The organism is Bacteroides sp. NSJ-48 (genome assembly GCF_014287405.1).
GTDB lineage: Bacteria > Bacteroidota > Bacteroidia > Bacteroidales > Bacteroidaceae > Bacteroides > Bacteroides stercoris.
In genome coordinates this window covers 117,516-134,909 of record NZ_JACOOD010000004.1, presented here as the reverse complement: position 1 = coordinate 134,909, position 17,394 = coordinate 117,516, and the positions used below count along the sequence as shown (strand labels likewise).

Genomic DNA, 17,394 nt, shown 5'->3' with positions numbered 1-17,394 from the left:
TGTTCGGGGGATTTTTTTTCTTTTGGGCGTTCCCGTGGGACGGTCGGGCTTTACGTTTCAAGTCCTCGCCTAAAGGCTGTGGGCTTTACTCTGCAATCCCTAACGCATGGCTGAAAAGTCCTCTTGCCGGTGTTCTTCTTCATACAGCCTCATGCGTTCTTGTAATGCTTCTTTTAAATTGTCGCTTTTTTTCAGTCCGAGTTTGGCACGTATGTTCGCTCGTTGGCTGGTTATGTTTCCGCTACTCCGATGTAATAATTCGCATATTTGGCTGACGGTCTTGTCTTGCAGTATTAAACGGCAGATGTTTAATTCGGACGGGGATAAATTGGGATATATTCTCCTGATTGTATCAAGTTTACTTTTTTCCTTTTTCTGGTATGCGGCAAGGGCTGTAAAAAGATTTTCTTTGGATTGTTCCCCTATTATGTTTAACAGGGAGCTTGTCTTTTCTTCCGGGTTATTCTCGCTTAACAACTCGGCGAACGCGAATAGTTCTTCCTTTTTCATTTGGAGACGTTTCAAAAGCATTTCCTCTTCCTCTTTTAGCAAGTTGCTACTTTTTAGCAAGCTGCTGATATTACTGTGTAAGGATCTTCCTAATAAGGGGATCATGGTGTATATGATGATGATCAAAGGCAGATAACTGTATAGGAACGGTTCGTCGGTGATAAGTGTGCAGATTGTATAGGAAGCTATGGTAAGGGAGGACAATAGGATGGAGATATTACTCATATAGGCACAGATGGAAAGCATGGTAAATAAGAGAGAGATAGTAATGTTACTCATTATCAATGCTCTTTGATAACTATATTCATATCCGCTACATATTGAGCAATAAATTATCTCGATAAAAATCTCGATATGTATGGCTATCAGTATAATGGAAAAGGTCGTGGTCAGATTTACTCTCTTTTTAAAATAAGCGAGAGTGCACATAATGATAAACAGGAATAATACGCTGTTAATATAATAAAACTGTTCATTGGGAAATGGAACTGAATATATGTATATGGGTGCGCATAAGGCCAGCATGAGCAGGGATAGATGAAAGACACGTTTTTGTTGATACGTTATTATCATTTCGCTTTCTTTTTTGTCGTAAGTTTGAGTTTTTATTGAACTTAGAAAAGTAGCGGCTTTTGTGCTGAATTTCATGTGTTTTATTGTTTTAAGTGTTATTAAGTATAATGTTTCCTGCAAAAATAACTGTTTTTTTTTTGTATGTTTAAGTACTTTCCTTTATGATGTTAAGTGTTTTTAATTGTTGTGTAAGCGTGATTGGCTGCTGTGGTAAGTGTTGTAGCTGTTGTGTGGTTGTCTTTTTAAGTATTTATAAGTTTAAAATACTTGTTTTTTGCTTTGGAGGTTGATTTATAGGTATGTATTTTTGCGGTCGAAATTCAAGGGGTGTAAAAGCCTGGGTTTGGATTGTCATATTAACAAATGATTAAATGACGAAAAGATGTTTTTTTTATATTAAATGTGTATTGTTCGTGCTCGTGTTGAGTATAAGCGGAGAAATATCCGCTCAGGAGAAGCGTGATTCGGTAAGGATCTATTTTCATCAAGGAAAGGTAAATATAGATACATGTTTACTTGACAATGGGAACGAGATGGAGCGGTTTGCTAAAATCTGTTCCGCATTGAACGACTCCGTCCGTCTTATCAGGAAAATTCAAATAATAGGAGGAGCTTCCCCGGAAGGAGGGGAGCTATTGAATGGAAGGCTGTCTGAAAAACGAGCAGAGGTTTTGTGGCGGTATATATCACCTTATATAAAGATTCCGGTATTGGAGAAGGATTTTCATTTTTCGGGAAGTGACTGGAACGGACTTATAACGATGGTGAGAGCGGATGTGAATGTTCCGGAGAGGGAGGATGTCCTTCGTTTGTTGGAGAAGATCGTCCGTTTGGAAAACCAGGACAGCCCTTATTTGGGGGGAGAACTGAAAAGACTGAAAGGGGGGAGGCCATACTCATATTTGTATAAATTCCATTTTCCGAAACTTCGTTCGTCGATGGTGAAAATATGCTATGATAGTGATCCGATAAATCCCGTCAGAGATACGGTATATATACATACACGTGATACGTTGTGCATCCGTGATACCGTTACCGTCATAGCTCCGGTAAAGAAACGGCCGTTTTGCATGGCGGTGAAAACAAACTTGCTTTATGACGCTGTTTTGATACCTGACATCGGGGTTGAGTTCTGTTTGGGGAAGAACTGGTCTGTGGCCGGGAATTGGATGTATGCCTGGTGGAAAAGTGATCGGAAGCATAATTATTGGCGTATCTATGGGGGAGATGTGGAGTTGCGCCGCTGGTTCGGTCGGAGAGCGGTGGAAAAACCGTTTTCCGGGCATCATGTCGGATTGTACGGGCAGATCGTCACCTATGATTTCGAATTGGGTGGGAAAGGTTACTTGGGGGATAAATGGAGTTACGGGGGAGGCGTGGCTTACGGCTACTCGTTACCTGTGGGACATCGGTTCAATGTGGATTTCACGTTGGGAATCGGCTACCTTGGAGGATCGTACAAGGAGTACATCCCTTTGGACGGTCACTATGTATGGCAGACCACTAAAAAACGCCGCTGGTTCGGCCCGACCAAGGCGGGTATCTCTTTGGTGTGGTTGATCGGGCGGGGGAATTATAGCCGGAAGAAAGGAGGCAGGCAGTGATACTGATACGCTTTAGTCTGGTGTTCATATTTTTATGGATGGGACTGACGGCTTGTGAGCATAAGGATTTATGTTACGATCATCCGCACTTTGCCACGGTGCGGGTAGTATTCGACTGGACCAAGATTTCCAATCATGACAAGCCTGAAGGCATGAGGGTCGTATTTTATCCGACCGATGATGAAAGCAACACGTGGATATTTGATTTCCCCGGAGGAGAGGATGGGGAAGTGGAGCTCCCCGAGAATGATTACCGGGTAATTTGCTTCAACTACGATACCGACGGGATGGTTTGGAAAGAAAACGGCAGTTACACGCTTTTTACTGCCGATACGCGTGATGTTCGGTCGCCGGATAACCAGACAATGGCCGTCACCCCACCCTGGCTGTGTGGCGACCATATAGACAGAGTTATCCTCAAGGACATTCCGGAAGGAAGCACGAAGATAATACGGCTAACTCCCGTAAACATGGTATGTCACTACACGTATGAGGTGAACGGAATTCGGGGACTGGACAGGGTGGCGGATTTGCGGGCCGCTCTTTCCGGCATGTCCGGCTCGCTTAACATGTCCGGCGACAGTTTGCCCGCCGATCTTTCGGAGAGCCTGCTCTTTGATGGAATGGTTTCACGGAATCAGATTATAGGCGGATTCTATACGTTTGGACATTCCGCACTTGAAGGAGAGCCCAATGTTTTCCGGCTGTATCTCAAGAACCGTTCAGGCAGCATGTCTGTATTGGAACAGGACGTGAGCGACCAAGTGCATGATGTCCCGGTAGCGGGGCATATCGGTGATGTGCATCTGGTGTTGAATTTTGATTATGAGGTACCATCCGAGCCGGGAAGTGGCGGTCCGGGATTTGATGTGGACGTTGATGATTGGGATGATGTGAATATGGATATAGTGTTGTAATACGAGTTTGTTAATTATATGTATCATTTTAAATTGTTTTTATTTATGAAAAAAAGTACAGTAATGCTTTGGGCAATCTTTGGAGCTCTACTCATGGGTTGCTCAGACGAGGAGATTGCGAATGTGGAAACCTCCTCACGAAATGCGATTGGTTTTAACGTGTTAAGTAATGCGGCGGAAACGAGGGCTACCCCTACTACCAACACCAACTTGAAGAACACCGATTTCGACGTGTTCGCTTTTACGGCGGATGGTACTGCCTTCATGGGAAAGAACGACACGGAATTTGAACATGACGGAGTGAAGATCGTGTACAAAAATGGTAAGTGGGATTATGACAATGCGAGCGACCTTCGTTATTGGCCTACCGAGGCTTTGGACTTTTACGCGTTCAATCCCGGAACGGTTAGTGAAGACATGATGGTGTTTTATAGTTGGGAAGCCACCAAGGATGTCCAAAAGATAAGTTATACCTGCATGGATGAGTATGGAGCCGGTACTCATGCAAACTACGACGTGATGTATGCCATGGCCAAAGGCCAGACAAAAGACATGAACAACGGAATAGTGAAATTTAATTTCAAACATATTCTGTCACAGGTCGTATTCAAAGCAAAGACCCAATACGATAACATGCAGGTGGACATCGACGTGATCAAGATTCATAATTTCAAATTTGCCGGCGCCTTCACATTGCCTGCGGCAGCCGATGGAACGGGAAGTTGGAGTTCGTCTGATTTAGCATTTCCACACGCATTTACCGTAGTGAAAAACGCAAACATCACGGTCAATAGCAATACCGAAGCTACCGATATTACCACAAATACTCCTATGCTGAATATACCACAGGAGCTGACTGCTTGGAAAGTTTCCGAAACAGCCACCAAAAGCAAGTTGGAGGCCGATAATGCGAAGCAATGTTATCTGGAGATCGCCTGCAAAATCCGGCAGTCCGGAGCTTATCTGTTGGGTTCAGCAAGCGAATACAAAACAATTTATGTTCCGTTCGGAGATACATGGGAACAGGGCAAGCGTCATATCTACACGTTGATTTTCGGTGGTGGTTATGATGATCAGGGAGAGGCTGTGTTGAATCCGATCCAGTTTGATGCAGAGACAACAGGCTGGGTTGATGCAGATAAAGACGTAAACGTCTAACCTTAATCCAAACGTTTATTAATATCGTACCCGTTGGCAGGTTAAACATGAATATATCTGTTATTTAATTTTTCACCTGAAAACTAATCCCGGGGAAACCATTGCATGAATATTCATCTGCCTTTAACACATCTAAAAGCAAAAAGTTCCTTGGCGCACCGGCGTCACAGGAACTTTTCACATATAAAAGACACATGTTCTTTCACTGTATGCGTATATATTCCGAATACCTGATTTCCACATACGGGTTGTCACTGGAAATGGACTGATGGATAGCCTTTACACGCTTCCAGAACCACCATCCCTTGTATTCTACCCAAACCGCCTGATTGAGGGTTACCGGAACTTTGATGTCGCCTTTGAGCCGTTTGTTCTCGATCAACCCGGTAAGTTGGATATACGGTGTAACCATCTCCACCTTCTGCCGCAGCAGTGGAACGGTATCACGGATAATGAGCGTGTCACGGATGGCGGCATCTATCGGGGCTTTCACTTCGACTTCATGCCGTGCAGCCACTTCGAGGTTCCTGATTTTCACGCCTAGCCTTTCGATGGTCTCGGCATCCTTGGCACGGAACTCTTTATACTCATCTATAGTCAGCCGCAATGCCTTGGCATCGAGGACCATCGTCGCTGAATCGATCTGCATCCGCTTCACATCGGAAAGCAGTGCGGTGCTGTTCATGCGGAATCGGTCGCGTTCTTCCGTGAGGCGTATTGTCCGCCGGTGCTGCAGCCAGAGGATGCTACAGAGCAGCAACACCGTTGCCAGAAGTATTCTGTTTAATCTACTCATATGATACTGATTCTTCGGGGATGAACCACAGAAATTCATCCATATAGATTTCTTCCAACAATACAAGGCCGCCCCGGTTCTTTTTTCGGTTCTGCGGGAGGTCTTCAACGACCAGTCCACGGCGACCGACCAGTTCGTCCAACCTCATTTCGGAGAGTTCAGGCGAAGCGATGATGGTAACGTATGCATTCTTTTTCATAACTGGTCTTTCCACGATGTTTTTACTTGTGCGTTCCCTGACATTTGAGAAGTTCACGGATATCGGCACGGATTTCGTGCAGGTCATTCTGTACCGTGTTGAGCTGCATCATGGTTGCCTCGAACACGGACTTGTCCAGCTTCATGGCGTTGATACGGTCATACTGGTTCTTGATTTCCACTTCCAAACCGATACATTTGGTTTCCAGTTCTGCAATTTGGGCGGTGTTGTTGACATGCTGTATGTACAGTGTCAGCGAGAACGAGAGTACCACGACAATGATCTTGAAGTACTTCATTACAAATTCTTTGAGTTGTTCCATATCTTATTCCATTAAAAGTGAGAATGCGTCCCTGATAGCCCTCAGCAGAGTCTCGGCTGCCGCACTATCCCGGAACCCATAGATGACAAGCGCGATCATCATCGCCAGATAGACCCACCAGGCGATTTCTTCCTTAGTGATTTTACGTTTCCGCTTCGCCATCTTTTACAGGATTTTGGGGTACGATTACATTGAAGATAACATTGCCGTCGCTGCCTTCGATACGCAGGCGGTTCTCCTCCTTGTGCCTGATGGGGAAGATATCCATCAGCGCCTTGGCGGCATTGACCGACACGGCCCTGAGCGGTGCCGGAGAGAGCGGCACACCGAAACGGTCTGTATAGTCCGAAGTGGCCGTCTCGTCCATGATTGCCTTGAGAGTCTCGGTCACCTGCAGCTTTACAGCCATCGTCTCCATCTCGAACCGTTCCGAGGAGAGCAATGCCTTGATATGTGCCAGCACATGCGGTTTGTTCATCAGGTAATTGGCCGAAGCATACGGGTTCTTCACCGTATCCTCACCGAATACCTCCACAAAGCATTTTTTCGGCCGTCCGGCATATTCCAGCCCGCCGTTCACATAGAGGTTGCAGAATTGCAGCTCCTGCTCCGTGAGCGGTTTCTCTTCCGGCCTATCCTGCGTGTTCGTTATCTTGTCTGACATCGGTTCTTCCTTCCTTTTCTGAAAGAGTAGCGGGTTTGTATCCCGGAGGTTTTACAAAATCCGCCTTTTCATTGAGCAACTGCTCCATTAATGCGTCATAGAATACCTGGGCCAACGCATCGGCACACGCCTCCGCATCCGCTAGCGAGTTGATGAGCCGCAGGTTGAACTTGATTTCCAGGTCGTAGCCCGATATGAACGCCATCAGTTCGTTCCCGTCATAGCCCAGCGCCCCGTAGGTCATCCGGTCCGCCGTACGGAATGTAATGGTCTCGGGAATCTGTTCCCGGTCAATGCCTTGGGCTTCCTTATTCGTGTCCATACTCATATCTTGAAATATTTACGGGTTTTCTCTTTCTTCTGTGTAGCGATTGCCGCCCCTTCCGTCTGGCGCAGACGGGAGGTATAGACCCCCAGGATGTCAAGCGTGGCCGTCACATCCGCAGCCGCATCGTGGGCATCGTCCAGTTCCACCCCCAATTTTGAGGCTACCAGTTCCAGTTTATACGAAGTAACCTCCGGATCAGCGGCAAAAGCCAACCGTCCCATGACAAGCGTGTCGATGTAGTGCGGCTGGAAGTTGCCGTAATAGTCCTTGGTACCGGAAAAGGTCTTTTCAAACTCGGCGGCCAGTCCGGCATAGTTCATCAGCTGTTGCAGGAATCCGATATCGAAAGCGATGTTCTGTCCGACCAGCACGGGCTTGCACTGATAGCCCTTCGAGAGGGTGCTGCGTTTGGCGAAGGCGATGACTTCTCCGGCGACTTTCTTCATGTCCACACCCTGTGTGCGCAGCATCTCCATGGTAATGGCGGAATAGTCCAATGCCGTCTGTTCGTACTTCATCGGGACATATTCCGGTTCTTTCGCCTGTTCATGGCGGGTACGCAACACCTTGCGTCGGGGAAGCCCCGCGTCCTGTTTCCCGTAGGGGGCGATATACGCCTGATAGCGGTCGAATACCTGCCATGTGTCGAAACGGACGGCTTGCAGGGCGATCTGTGTACAGGCGCATTCACGGCAGTCCAGCCCTCCGGTCTCGAAGTCCAGCCCGATGCCTACATATATCTTCTGTTCTGTCTTGGGTGCCATATCTTTTCAGGATTGAATGAATAACAATGAGTTCCTATAGGTCTGTAATGTATTGCATCCGTTGTAGTCGCTGTAACGGATGACGGCAGTGAGGATGACCACCCGGTCTTTGAGCGACTGGATCTCGGTGCGGTGCTCCATGTAATAGTCGTTCCAGCACACGCACTCCGCCAGGCGGTTGTTCTGGGAGAGTGTCAGCCTGGCGAAACGCTTCCGGCTTCCCGTCTCCCTGTCCTTGTAGGTATGCTCGGCTACATCCACCACCGTGGCGCAGACAGCCGCACGCCTGCCGTCATTCTCGTCCCGTGCCACCTCGTCCAGGGTCAGGTAGGAGGCTTTTCCCTTGACCTGCCCGCTGGCTTCCGAATTGTCGAAGATGCGGCGGTAGTCGATGCTGCCGATACCCGACACGGCAATCTGCTGCTGCGACCAGAAGAAATGCCGCCCGCGCATGTCCTGCGGGAAGTCCTTTTCGGAAAGGGAGAATCCCAGTTCACGTGCGGCGCGTTCGAGCAGCGCGCAGCGTTCGGTAACCGCCCCGGCTTTTTCGATGCGGTCGAAGCATCCGGCAAGGATCATGTGCTTGACATGCCGGGCGTTCACGGGGACTTTCACGGCCTCTTCCGCGTTGTCGGGATCGTCCCAGTAACTGTATTTCTTGAGCTTGTAACGGAATATGCGGTGGATGAAGTTCTCGATACCCGTATATGCCCCGCCCCGGTCGCGTTCCGTGACGATGTATTCCACTGTCCTGAGGCCGACCTGCTTGATTCGGGTAAGCGACCAGAAGATTTCATCGGTGGCATAGTCGGTGAAGAACTCCGTCCCGGAGCGGTTGATGTCCGGCGGCACGATCTTGGCCGGCGAGCAGCGTTCCATCTCCGCCATCAGCGAAGGAATCTCCTTGTCGTCCGCCCATTGCAATGCCACGGTATAGAACGCCGACGGGTAATTGGCCTTGAGCCATGCCCCGCAATAGGCTGTAAGGGCGTATGCCGCGGCATGGGAGCGGTTGAACGAATATTTCCCGGCCACCTCTATCTTGTGCCAGATTTCCTCCGCCTCATAGTCCGGGCATCCGTTCCCGACGGCTCCGGCAATGAAATCCGCCTTCAGCGTGGCCATCAGGTCGGCTTTCTTCTTTCCTATGGCCTTGCGCAGGAGGTCGGTCTTCCCGAGGTCGAATCCCCCGAGCGTATGGGCGACGGACATGAACTGCTCCTGGTAGACCATGATTCCGAAAGTGTTCTTCGTCGCTTCATAACAGCCGTAGTTATAGACCGGGGCCACCTCGCCACGCCTGAAACGGACATAATCATCGGTGGCGCCGATGTCGAGCGTGGCGGGGCGGTACAGGGCATTGACGGCGATCAGGTCCTCGATACACTCCGGCTGTACATCCTGGATAAACCGGGTAATGCCCGGTGAAGAGAACTGGAACACATTCTGCGTGTTACCGTCCGAGAGCAGCCGGTAGGTCTTCCCGTCTTCCAGCATATCCTGCGTGATACGCCCGATGGTGAGTTCCTGCCCGAAATTCCGGTTGACCAACGCGATGACGGCACTCAGTTTGGCAAGTTCCTTTGTCGCCAGCACATCCTCCTTCAACAATCCGATCTCATCGACCGAATAGCCGTCGAACTCCGATACCAGTGCCCCGTCCATCTTGCGGACCGGCAGGAAATCGAAGCATTCGGCGGGCCTGCCGTCCCGCGTGTCCGGTGTGACAACGATGGCCGAGGCGTGTATGGAGGCCGCTTTGGGCTGTCCGAGCAATCCTTGCACGTCCTCGATGACCAGCGGATAGGTCTGGATAAAGTCCCGAAGTTTTCTGTTGGAGGCAGCCTGTCTGAACAGTCCTGTCCAGTCCGTGCCGTCATCTATCATGGCGGTAATATAGTTCACGATGGAGTGAGGCACGCGGTGTACGCGTGCCACGTCCTTCAAGGCGGCTTTCAGTTTCATCGTGGTAAAGGTGCCGGCGGAAAAGACACGCTGGCGGCCGTCCGCGTTGTACCGTTCTTCCAGGTAATCCTTGATCTCCTGTCGCCGGTCGGAGGCATAGTCGACATCTATATCTGGCAGCGAAGCGTGGCCGCCTTCCGTCAGTCCTTTGTCCACAAAGGCATCCATGACCGTCAGCGGCCCGTCTGCTTTCCTGATTCTTATATGTGTTACTTTCATCTGATATATTTCTTGTATCGTATTATCGCGCTTACCGTCTGGCGGCTGACGCCGTACTGTTTTGCCAGGCTGTTCTGGGAAGCCTGGCCGGAAGAATATCTCACCCGTATCTCTTCCGCCTGCCCGTTGGTCAGTTTGGCATTCACGCTTTTTTCGCCGTAATCCCGTTTGAGGCCACCCGCTATGGCATGTTCCATATTCCGCTGGTGCGTACACATCTCCAGGTTATCCGCACGGTTGTTGTCGCGGTTCCCGTCGATATGGTTCACCTCCAGTCCCGGATTCCAGTCGGGCAGGAAATGCTGTGCTACCAGACGGTGCACGGAGAACTTCTTCCCGACACCGCCCTTGTAGAGCCGGACACAGTCATAGAGCGAAGTCGTCCCGCACCAATGGCACATAATGCGTTCGGGTTGTATCCAGGTAATGCCGTCATGCGAAACCTGCCGTTCCAGACTCTTGACACGCCCGAGGTTGCTGATCCTGTACTTTCCTTCATAGTTCTTGATATCCACCCAGATTTCCCGGGTGTCAGCCATGGGTTATACGGTTTAGTGCTGTCTGAAAAATTTCCCGGTCTATCTCCACGCCGACGAACCGGCGTCCCGTATTCCGGCAGGCCACGGCCGTGCTGCCGCTGCCCATCGCAAAGTCGAGGACGATGTCCCCTTCATCGGTGTAGGTGCGTATCAGGTATTCCAGCAGGGCGACAGGTTTCTGTGTCGCGTGCAGGCAGGAGCGTTGCTTGTCGGTCTTGAACTTCAGCACGCTGCGCGGATAGCGTTCCGTGGATATGTAATCCCGGAAATTGTCGTGCTTCCGGTATATCTCGCCGGCATCGCATTTCCGCTGGTGTTCGGCCATCACGACCTTGCGCCTGTGCCCGTCCGTCTTGATCGGATGATACTTCGGCAACCTGTCGTAGAAGACCAGAATGTCCTCGTGCGCCTTCATCGGCATACGCCCGGCATTCAGGAAGCCTGTCGCCTGCGTCTTCTCCCATACCCAGGCATACCGCAGCCTGCGGAGATTGGAACTGCCCAGCAAGCTCGTAAAAGGATGCTGGCAGAACAGCAGTACGGGAGTGTCAGGTCTGGATATGCCCTGTACAGCATTCCACATCCCGGGGATGTCTATCACGGCGTCCCATCGACAATGTGTCGTACCGTATGGAGGGTCTGACAATACCATGTCGGCAGTGATGCCTTCTTCAGCCAGCAGGGGCAGCACATCGAGTGCATCGCCCCGGTAAAGGTCGCAACCGTCATAGGGACGGTGGTGTTCGTAGGTCGGATTCATGGGTTTCGAGTTCCTTTAGGTTCCACAAGCAATCTCGGCGGTCAAAAAGGATTTCGTCGCCACACATCAATTCATCTGCGTATATCGTCCGCTCTTCTCCGTTACGGATTACCCGCATCCGGGCATCCGTGCACAGACGGTAAGTCTTGCCTTCAGATTCCATCTCCACATAGCGTTCGCCCTTGCCGAGTGTGATGTCCGGGGCAAGCACCGTCAGTTCGTCTTTCCAGCTGAGCCCGCAGCGTTCCGGCACGAGGAAGCGCGAGAAGATAAGGTCGTATTTCAGCGGGTCGATGGAGGTTATGCCAAGCAAGTAGGAAACCAGCGAGCCCCCGGCGGAACCGCGACCTATACCAGTTGCGATGCCTCTCCGGTGCGCCTCCCGCACCATATCCCACTGCACCAGGAAATAGTCCACATTGTCGGTCGATTCAATGATATAGACTTCCTCGTCCAGCCGTTCCCGATAGCGTTCCCGCTCCGGTTCCGGCACTTTCCGGTCCAGCCCGTCGTCAAGCAGTCGGAGGAACATCGTACGGCGGTCACCATACCGTTCCCGCTCTTCCGGTCGCATACGGTATTCCGGCATGAACATTCGCCCGGTCTCGAATGAGGCGTCCGCACGTCCGGCAATCTCCACCGTGGGACGGCACATGCGCCTAAACAGGGAATCGAAGTCCCATTGCCCGGAGAACAGAGGACGGAGCGTGTCATACAATTCATCCGCTGTCTTGAAATACTGGTCATCGCTCTGTTCATGGGCGGCTCCCGTGGCAATCTTGTTCACCACGATTCTGTACCCTGCATCGTCCTTGTCCATGTAGTAGCAGTCCGGAATCAGGACTGGTTCTACTGTAAATGAATCCGTGTCGGCATCATAACAGTTGCCGAAATAATATTTCAGGGCTTCTAGTTGCTCCCTGTCGATGCGGTCCGCCTTGTATTCGTTGGCGTCGACCTGGTAATAGACCGCTTCGGCACCTTTCCGGATACGCTTCACCTGTTTGGGGTGTCCGGCCATCCAGTAGACGGAACGGATGGCGAAAACCACCACACAACCTGCGGCATACATCAGCAGCTGTTCATAGCGGAGGGTGTTGTCTTCCGAATCGACCATGACGGCCCGTTGGATGCGCAGCAGATTATGCAGCCCCTCGTTATCCAAGGCATAAATCTTCAGCCCGACACGTTCTTCTTCGTGCATCATTGTCAGCGAGTAGCCGAATATATGTTTCAGCCCGGTATTGGCGCACTCCTTCTGAAGGTTCAGCGTGGCGGCCATTGTATTGCGGTCGCAGATGCCGACAGCCGTATGCCCGAGCCATTTCGCCTTGCGGCACAAATCTTCCGGCGAGCAGCAGGCGTTCAGCAGCTCGTAGGAGGTATGGATGCCGAGGTTCACGAAAGGTACATCATGTACCGGAGGCTTGGGCCGGCCGATATATTTCAGCAGGTTGAAACGGAATTCTTCCCGCAGGTCATAGTAGTACCAGTTCCTGCCGAACGGGAAGGCCACATGGAAGATTCCTTCTTCCATCAGCACATCCGGACTTTCCATCAGGTTGAACACGAGCTTGTCCCCGTCGCCGCGGAAGATGGATTCCACTCCCGACAGGTCGGCCGTGAAAAGCCGCCCGAAGCCGGGAATATCCACCACTTCCGTATCGACCGGGATATAGGTTATCCGTTGTGCATCGAGCCATGAGAAAAGTTCCTGTATCATCTTTCCTGTACTTTTTTGAGTTTGTATTCAAGGACGGACAGCAGGCGGCAGGCGAAAATCCCGTAGATTTCCGCTTCCGTGAGTTCGTCCCAGTCTTTGGCGGCATCAGCAATGTCCGCGATGAAAACCTCGAAATAGGGTTTCAGCCGTTCAGCCGTCCGCTTTACCGACTCGACGGCATCACCATCGTAACCGATGACTACGGTTCTGACGCCTTTCGATTGCAGCTTGTAGATCTGTACATCGGATATTTTCTTTCCGAAAGTGGCCACGGCTGCGACATGGGAATTGTCATAGAGTTCGAGTCTGCGGGTCAGGGCGATGACATCGAAAATACCTTCCGCGAGGATGACCGTATCGGTTTCATCCATACGGACGGCATCGTAGTTATAAAGGAGTCTGGAAAAGTCGTTTTCCGTGGAGTTCCGGTAACGCAGGATCTTGTACCCGCCGCTATGTCTGGTCTTGCGGTTGTGGGCGTCTATATCCTCTTTCGGCCAGGTATGGCGGGAGACATAGCCGACAACCGTACAGTCATCGATGACCGGAAAGACGACATAGTCCGCGTAGCGCGGATTGAGCCTGCCGGTTATCCCGACCGGGAAATACTCGTAATCGTCGAAACAGAAGCCGCGCCGCTGCAAATACGGATGCCGGAAAGTGCGCTTGTAAAAGTCCGGCAATTCGACCGGCACCAGTTCGTCGTCTATTTCTTCCGCCTCGTCCTTCTCCAGCAGGTGCAGGTTCAACGGTGCGGCAATGTCAGCTGTCTGCAAAACCATCAGGTCCATGCGACCGATAGCCGCCAGAAGTTGCTCCAATGTACGGGTGGATGCCCCGCAGGAGAAGCAGTGGGCCATGAAAGGCCGGCGGTGGGCAGTCGCCTTGCCGATGTAGATACCGAACTTACCGCCCGACTTTCCGCAGAACGGGCAGCGCGGAACGATAAGGTTCTTACCGCTCCCGTCCCGTTTGGCACCCGTCTCGCGGGTTATCTCCGAAACCAGATATTGATATTCCTGTACCGACAGTTCCATATTAAGGTATAGTCGTGACCGCTACAGGTTGGTTTGAAATGTTTGGAAAAAGAATCCGGATTAGCCCAATAAAAATAGACCGGCAGAATCATGGAAGGTCTTTCCACCCAAAGGAAAAGAGAAATTGTCTTCCCGGCTGGACAAAAAATGACTGCTTTTGTCTAATCGATAAAACAATATATAAATAAGGAGATTGATAATCAGCATTGGCTGATTATCAGGTGTAGAGATGTACTTTTCTAAAATGATCACTCTCTACATAAAAAAAGCGTATTTTTTGTGCAGTACAATAAACATACTGAATGAAAAGTATCGTTTTCCAATTACTACAAATAACGGATTTGTATTTGCGAGGTCATTCGAACTTTCCTCGAACAAAGGTCGTATGATATCTCGAACGCCAAGACCCGTGAGCGGAAACTGAAAGTCTTGGAGGCGGCAGAGGAATTGAAATGTGAAAACCTGCTGTTGATAACATGGGGAACGGACGATATGGCGGAATACAAAGGGCATACAATAAAAATCGTATCTGTCCGGAATTGGTTTTACGCATGTAAGCTGCCATATATTCTCAACATTCCAGTCGTTACAAGTCAAAAAGCCACCGACACGCCGCATCCGGATCGATGGCTTTTTATTCCCTGTTCAGATTCAGTGTCCTCTGCCCGTCATAGAACACCTCATTGTCGTAGTCGGTGGCAATCCTGATAGTGTCTCCTTTCTTGAAGAACCGGCTTTTGGCCACGTGCAGGCGCATAACGTTCTCCTTTCTTTCAGCCGATGACTGGTTGAGCGAAACAAGGTGCGTGCACGGGCGGGCCAGACCTTTGGCCTCCGAACAGTTGTACTCGGTCAGCACGTTCCGCTCGTCATTCAGCCACTCCCGGTCTTCGATGGTAGACTGGTAAGTCACCACCATCCATACCTTTTCGTCCGCCGCCAGGTCCTTCAGGTCATTAGCCACCGCGATACGCTTCGCCCGTTCATGGTCGGCTCCCCATGAACGGCGGTTGGCATCCGTCAGCAAGTCCATCGAATCCACAATCACGATGTCCGGATTATATCCTTTGAGCTTCCTGTATTCCGAAATGCCGTTCTTGATGTCGAGTGTCGAGACCTGGGCATTGAAACGCGGGTAACTGCGCACCGTGATGCTTCCGGCATACGAGGCGACCAGTTTTTCCAGATGTCTCATCTCCGTATCCGAAATCTTTCCCCGCTCGTAATAGTAGGCGTTCCTGGAAATCAGTCCGCCGGAATAGGCGTTCAACGCCTCTTCTTCCGAACCTTCCAGCTGGAAATGCAGCACATGCAGCCCGTCATCGATGTCCGCCCTGACACCGATCCATTTGGCGATGTGCGACTTTCCCACGCCTGTGCTGGCCAGGAAACAGGTCAGCTGACCTCGCAGGTTACGTCCGGCATTGAGCGCATCCAGATACGGGATGTAGAAGCGGGACACACGAGGGGCGGCCGAGCGTTCCTCTTCCTCCTCGCGCCGGCGGTTCCTCTCGAAACGCTCCTTGAAAGTCGCGGCCACATCGACGAACGAGGAACTCTTCAGCGTGAACCCTGCCAGCCACTCGGCATATTCCCGAAGAGTCTTCTCCGCCTTGTCCTGTTTGTTCTCGTTATACAGTTTCCCGACCTCCGCATAGACCGACTGCAACCGGACCCCCTTGATGTAGGACTCCAGCATGTCGGTCATCACCTCGGCACTCTGTCCCTCGTCATACTCCCGGAAAGTGTCTATCAGCTCGATGGCGTCGTAATCCTCATGGAAGGTCTGTGCCAGCACGGCATACGACGGCGGTGTCTTGTATGTCTTGAAGTGTACGGCTATCGCCTCCTGTACCTGCTGGAACGAACGGTCCGGCAGGTATTCCTTACGCATATGCCGGGCTAGGACAGCACACAACGGTTCCTGTCTGAGCGCCGTGGCATAGAGTTCATACAGGAACTCGGCACTGAGCGGATTGACGGCACTCATGGCTTCGCCTCCTTTTTCCGCCACGCCTCACAGCGGATACGGTACAGTTCCGGATAGCGCGCCTGTGTCCTTCTGCGGCATGGCTCCGCTTTCGCACATTTTGAGCATGACGGGGAGAAAGGCGTCCACATCAGCGTGGAGAGCGCACAGACGAGATATCCCGCTTCGGTGGAGAGCAGTCGCCGCTTGGTCGTCTCCTCGTATTCCGGATAAATAAAACGCCCGAACGGATGGCTGCGGCGGTCTTCCACTGCCCGCGCCAAATCATGCCGTGACAGCCCGAAACTCTTCAGCCACCGGTCCTCCCGGTAGCGGCGTTCCTTTCCCGAGCGGAGATAGCGGCCGATGGCTTTCTTTCCGAATGAATGGGAGACGTTCCATTTCCTGCGATACGCGGTATCATATCCGGAAATGGCATATGTCTGGCAGATACAGAAGTCGGACAGGCGTTCCGCACTGACGGAGACGACCTCCCGGCACAAGCCGTCGAAACACATCCCGAGCTGCCTGTCCGACTTGCCGCCGGTAGGGAACACAAAATCCGCCCACACCGTGGTGCGGACCAGCCGTGTAAAGAGCCTCCGGCATCCGTCAATCCATTCTTTTCTCTCCATCGCGTGTCAATAGTTTGCGCAGCTGCGTCTTGGCTAGGAAGATGCGGCTTTTTACCGTTTCTACGTTCCTGGTCTGCAAAGTACCGTTGTTATAGGTGATTTCCATGATTTCCCCGAGTTTGTAACCAGCCTGCTGCAAGAGCAGGGCTTCCCGGTAAATCGGTTTGAGCCGGTCCAGTGCCCAGAGGATGTCATCGTTATAGAACTCGCGGTAGTTGTCCATCCCCATGCTGTTTCCCGACGGTTCGTCCTCATCCGACAGCGAAGAGGATATTTCCGAAATGTCGATATTGTCGTCCGGGGGCATGCGGTTCCTGTTGCGGTTGTTCAGGTCCGCCACAAGCCGTTTGGTCACGGCATAGATCCAGGTCTTTACCGGACGGGCCGGGTCATAACTGTCCATATACTTGAAGAAGTTGGCCAACGCCTCGAGGTAGTTGTCCTCGATGTCCTCCTGGTTATAGGTATATTTGATACAAATGCTGTATATCAGATTCTTGTGCGGCATCACATATTTTCTGAGAAGTTCCGCCCTCTGTCTCGCGGATTCGTCTTCAGGCTGGAGAACCGCAATAAACACATCTTTCTTTTCCACGTTTCCACTGACTGAAAAGGTTGATAATGAATCTCATGTCCTAATCTGTCAGCTACCGTGAGCGTCAATTGAAAAAACGGGCGGCAGCATTACCGCCGCCCGGAAAAAATCCAAACC

19 protein-coding genes are annotated in these 17,394 nt (G+C 51.2%); 3 read left to right on the top strand and 16 right to left on the bottom strand.

Annotation, left to right across the window (positions count from 1 at the left end; translation table 11 throughout):
* Positions 1-99: 99 nt before the first annotated feature.
* A complete protein-coding gene (locus H8S52_RS03455; protein ID WP_008777463.1) occupies positions 100-1,158 on the bottom strand; it encodes a LuxR C-terminal-related transcriptional regulator in 1,059 nt (352 codons plus the stop codon).
* A gap of 296 nt (positions 1,159-1,454) precedes the next feature.
* On the opposite strand from H8S52_RS03455, the gene H8S52_RS03450 reads away from it, so the two are divergent.
* From H8S52_RS03450 to H8S52_RS03440, 3 genes are read left to right on the top strand one after another with little or no spacing between them, the layout of a single operon-like run.
* Positions 1,455-2,687: a DUF3575 domain-containing protein gene (locus H8S52_RS03450; protein WP_186909300.1), complete on the top strand. Its 1,233-nt coding sequence runs from the start codon at positions 1,455-1,457 to the stop codon at positions 2,685-2,687.
* A complete protein-coding gene (locus tag H8S52_RS03445) occupies positions 2,684-3,604 on the top strand; it encodes a DUF5119 domain-containing protein (RefSeq protein ID WP_149949959.1) in 921 nt (306 codons plus the stop codon). Before H8S52_RS03450 ends, H8S52_RS03445 begins: the two co-directional genes overlap by 4 nt.
* A 45-nt stretch (positions 3,605-3,649) precedes the next feature.
* The gene (locus H8S52_RS03440; protein ID WP_186909299.1) at positions 3,650-4,762 is read left to right on the top strand and encodes a fimbrillin family protein; all 1,113 of its coding nucleotides are present in this window, start codon (positions 3,650-3,652) and stop codon (positions 4,760-4,762) included.
* A 202-nt stretch (positions 4,763-4,964) separates the two neighbouring features.
* On the opposite strand, the gene H8S52_RS03435 is transcribed toward H8S52_RS03440, so the two are convergent.
* From H8S52_RS03435 to H8S52_RS03365, 15 genes are all read right to left on the bottom strand, one after another.
* Positions 4,965-5,558 (bottom strand): DUF6549 family protein, encoded by a 594-nt coding sequence (locus H8S52_RS03435; RefSeq protein ID WP_008860767.1) that lies wholly within the window; start codon positions 5,556-5,558, stop codon positions 4,965-4,967.
* On the bottom strand, positions 5,551-5,757 hold the full coding sequence (locus tag H8S52_RS03430) for a hypothetical protein (protein ID WP_008860768.1): 207 nt from the start codon (positions 5,755-5,757) through the stop codon (positions 5,551-5,553). Before H8S52_RS03430 ends, H8S52_RS03435 begins: the two co-directional genes overlap by 8 nt.
* Before the next feature lie 22 nt (positions 5,758-5,779).
* Positions 5,780-6,079: a hypothetical protein gene (locus H8S52_RS03425; RefSeq protein ID WP_004322861.1), complete on the bottom strand. Its 300-nt coding sequence runs from the start codon at positions 6,077-6,079 to the stop codon at positions 5,780-5,782.
* Positions 6,080-6,082: 3 nt separating this feature from the next.
* A complete protein-coding gene (locus H8S52_RS03420; RefSeq protein ID WP_008860769.1) occupies positions 6,083-6,241 on the bottom strand; it encodes a hypothetical protein in 159 nt (52 codons plus the stop codon).
* The gene (locus H8S52_RS03415; RefSeq protein WP_009316566.1) at positions 6,222-6,743 is read right to left on the bottom strand and encodes a hypothetical protein; all 522 of its coding nucleotides are present in this window, start codon (positions 6,741-6,743) and stop codon (positions 6,222-6,224) included. The genes H8S52_RS03420 and H8S52_RS03415 overlap by 20 nt, the downstream gene beginning before the upstream one ends.
* The gene (locus H8S52_RS03410; RefSeq protein ID WP_009316565.1) at positions 6,712-7,071 is read right to left on the bottom strand and encodes a hypothetical protein; all 360 of its coding nucleotides are present in this window, start codon (positions 7,069-7,071) and stop codon (positions 6,712-6,714) included. Before H8S52_RS03410 ends, H8S52_RS03415 begins: the two co-directional genes overlap by 32 nt.
* Positions 7,068-7,835, bottom strand: coding sequence for a PolC-type DNA polymerase III (locus tag H8S52_RS03405; protein WP_008860772.1), 768 nt, complete (start codon positions 7,833-7,835; stop codon positions 7,068-7,070). Before H8S52_RS03405 ends, H8S52_RS03410 begins: the two co-directional genes overlap by 4 nt.
* Positions 7,836-7,841: 6 nt before the next feature.
* Positions 7,842-10,019 (bottom strand): DNA polymerase III subunit alpha, encoded by a 2,178-nt coding sequence (locus H8S52_RS03400; RefSeq protein WP_117513710.1) that lies wholly within the window; start codon positions 10,017-10,019, stop codon positions 7,842-7,844.
* Positions 10,016-10,558, bottom strand: coding sequence for an HNH endonuclease (locus H8S52_RS03395; RefSeq protein WP_004293556.1), 543 nt, complete (start codon positions 10,556-10,558; stop codon positions 10,016-10,018). The genes H8S52_RS03400 and H8S52_RS03395 overlap by 4 nt, the downstream gene beginning before the upstream one ends.
* Positions 10,551-11,318, bottom strand: coding sequence for a site-specific DNA-methyltransferase (locus H8S52_RS03390; RefSeq protein WP_004293557.1), 768 nt, complete (start codon positions 11,316-11,318; stop codon positions 10,551-10,553). The genes H8S52_RS03395 and H8S52_RS03390 overlap by 8 nt, the downstream gene beginning before the upstream one ends.
* Complete coding sequence (locus tag H8S52_RS03385) at positions 11,284-13,041, bottom strand: PHP domain-containing protein (RefSeq protein WP_004293558.1); 1,758 nt, start codon at positions 13,039-13,041, stop codon at positions 11,284-11,286. Before H8S52_RS03385 ends, H8S52_RS03390 begins: the two co-directional genes overlap by 35 nt.
* Positions 13,038-14,078, bottom strand: a complete 1,041-nt coding sequence (locus tag H8S52_RS03380) for a toprim domain-containing protein (protein ID WP_004293559.1) — start codon at positions 14,076-14,078, stop codon at positions 13,038-13,040. The genes H8S52_RS03385 and H8S52_RS03380 overlap by 4 nt, the downstream gene beginning before the upstream one ends.
* Before the next feature lie 634 nt (positions 14,079-14,712).
* Positions 14,713-16,068: a DnaB-like helicase C-terminal domain-containing protein gene (locus H8S52_RS03375; RefSeq protein ID WP_004293560.1), complete on the bottom strand. Its 1,356-nt coding sequence runs from the start codon at positions 16,066-16,068 to the stop codon at positions 14,713-14,715.
* Complete coding sequence (locus tag H8S52_RS03370; protein WP_008672745.1) at positions 16,065-16,682, bottom strand: hypothetical protein; 618 nt, start codon at positions 16,680-16,682, stop codon at positions 16,065-16,067. The genes H8S52_RS03375 and H8S52_RS03370 overlap by 4 nt, the downstream gene beginning before the upstream one ends.
* The gene (locus tag H8S52_RS03365; RefSeq protein ID WP_008672743.1) at positions 16,660-17,277 is read right to left on the bottom strand and encodes an RNA polymerase sigma factor; all 618 of its coding nucleotides are present in this window, start codon (positions 17,275-17,277) and stop codon (positions 16,660-16,662) included. The genes H8S52_RS03370 and H8S52_RS03365 overlap by 23 nt, the downstream gene beginning before the upstream one ends.
* Between the last annotated feature and the right edge of the window lie 117 nt (positions 17,278-17,394).

Excerpts from the sequence above, each read along its gene's own strand:
- H8S52_RS03455 (WP_008777463.1), bottom strand. The coding sequence starts at position 1,158 with ATGAAATTCAGCACAAAAGCCGCTACTTTTCTAAGTTCAATAAAAACT.
- H8S52_RS03425 (WP_004322861.1), bottom strand. The coding sequence starts at position 6,079 with ATGGAACAACTCAAAGAATTTGTAATGAAGTACTTCAAGATCATTGTC.
- H8S52_RS03450 (WP_186909300.1), top strand. The coding sequence starts at position 1,455 with ATGACGAAAAGATGTTTTTTTTATATTAAATGTGTATTGTTCGTGCTC.
- H8S52_RS03395 (WP_004293556.1), bottom strand. The coding sequence starts at position 10,558 with ATGGCTGACACCCGGGAAATCTGGGTGGATATCAAGAACTATGAAGGA.
- H8S52_RS03375 (WP_004293560.1), bottom strand. The coding sequence starts at position 16,068 with ATGAGTGCCGTCAATCCGCTCAGTGCCGAGTTCCTGTATGAACTCTAT.
- H8S52_RS03390 (WP_004293557.1), bottom strand. The coding sequence starts at position 11,318 with ATGAATCCGACCTACGAACACCACCGTCCCTATGACGGTTGCGACCTT.
- H8S52_RS03405 (WP_008860772.1), bottom strand. The coding sequence starts at position 7,835 with ATGGCACCCAAGACAGAACAGAAGATATATGTAGGCATCGGGCTGGAC.
- H8S52_RS03435 (WP_008860767.1), bottom strand. The coding sequence starts at position 5,558 with ATGAGTAGATTAAACAGAATACTTCTGGCAACGGTGTTGCTGCTCTGT.
- H8S52_RS03410 (WP_009316565.1), bottom strand. The coding sequence starts at position 7,071 with ATGAGTATGGACACGAATAAGGAAGCCCAAGGCATTGACCGGGAACAG.
- H8S52_RS03370 (WP_008672745.1), bottom strand. The coding sequence starts at position 16,682 with ATGGAGAGAAAAGAATGGATTGACGGATGCCGGAGGCTCTTTACACGG.
- H8S52_RS03430 (WP_008860768.1), bottom strand. The coding sequence starts at position 5,757 with ATGAAAAAGAATGCATACGTTACCATCATCGCTTCGCCTGAACTCTCC.
- H8S52_RS03400 (WP_117513710.1), bottom strand. The coding sequence starts at position 10,019 with ATGAAAGTAACACATATAAGAATCAGGAAAGCAGACGGGCCGCTGACG.
- H8S52_RS03385 (WP_004293558.1), bottom strand. The coding sequence starts at position 13,041 with ATGATACAGGAACTTTTCTCATGGCTCGATGCACAACGGATAACCTAT.
- H8S52_RS03420 (WP_008860769.1), bottom strand. The coding sequence starts at position 6,241 with ATGGCGAAGCGGAAACGTAAAATCACTAAGGAAGAAATCGCCTGGTGG.
- H8S52_RS03415 (WP_009316566.1), bottom strand. The coding sequence starts at position 6,743 with ATGTCAGACAAGATAACGAACACGCAGGATAGGCCGGAAGAGAAACCG.
- H8S52_RS03380 (WP_004293559.1), bottom strand. The coding sequence starts at position 14,078 with ATGGAACTGTCGGTACAGGAATATCAATATCTGGTTTCGGAGATAACC.
- H8S52_RS03440 (WP_186909299.1), top strand. The coding sequence starts at position 3,650 with ATGAAAAAAAGTACAGTAATGCTTTGGGCAATCTTTGGAGCTCTACTC.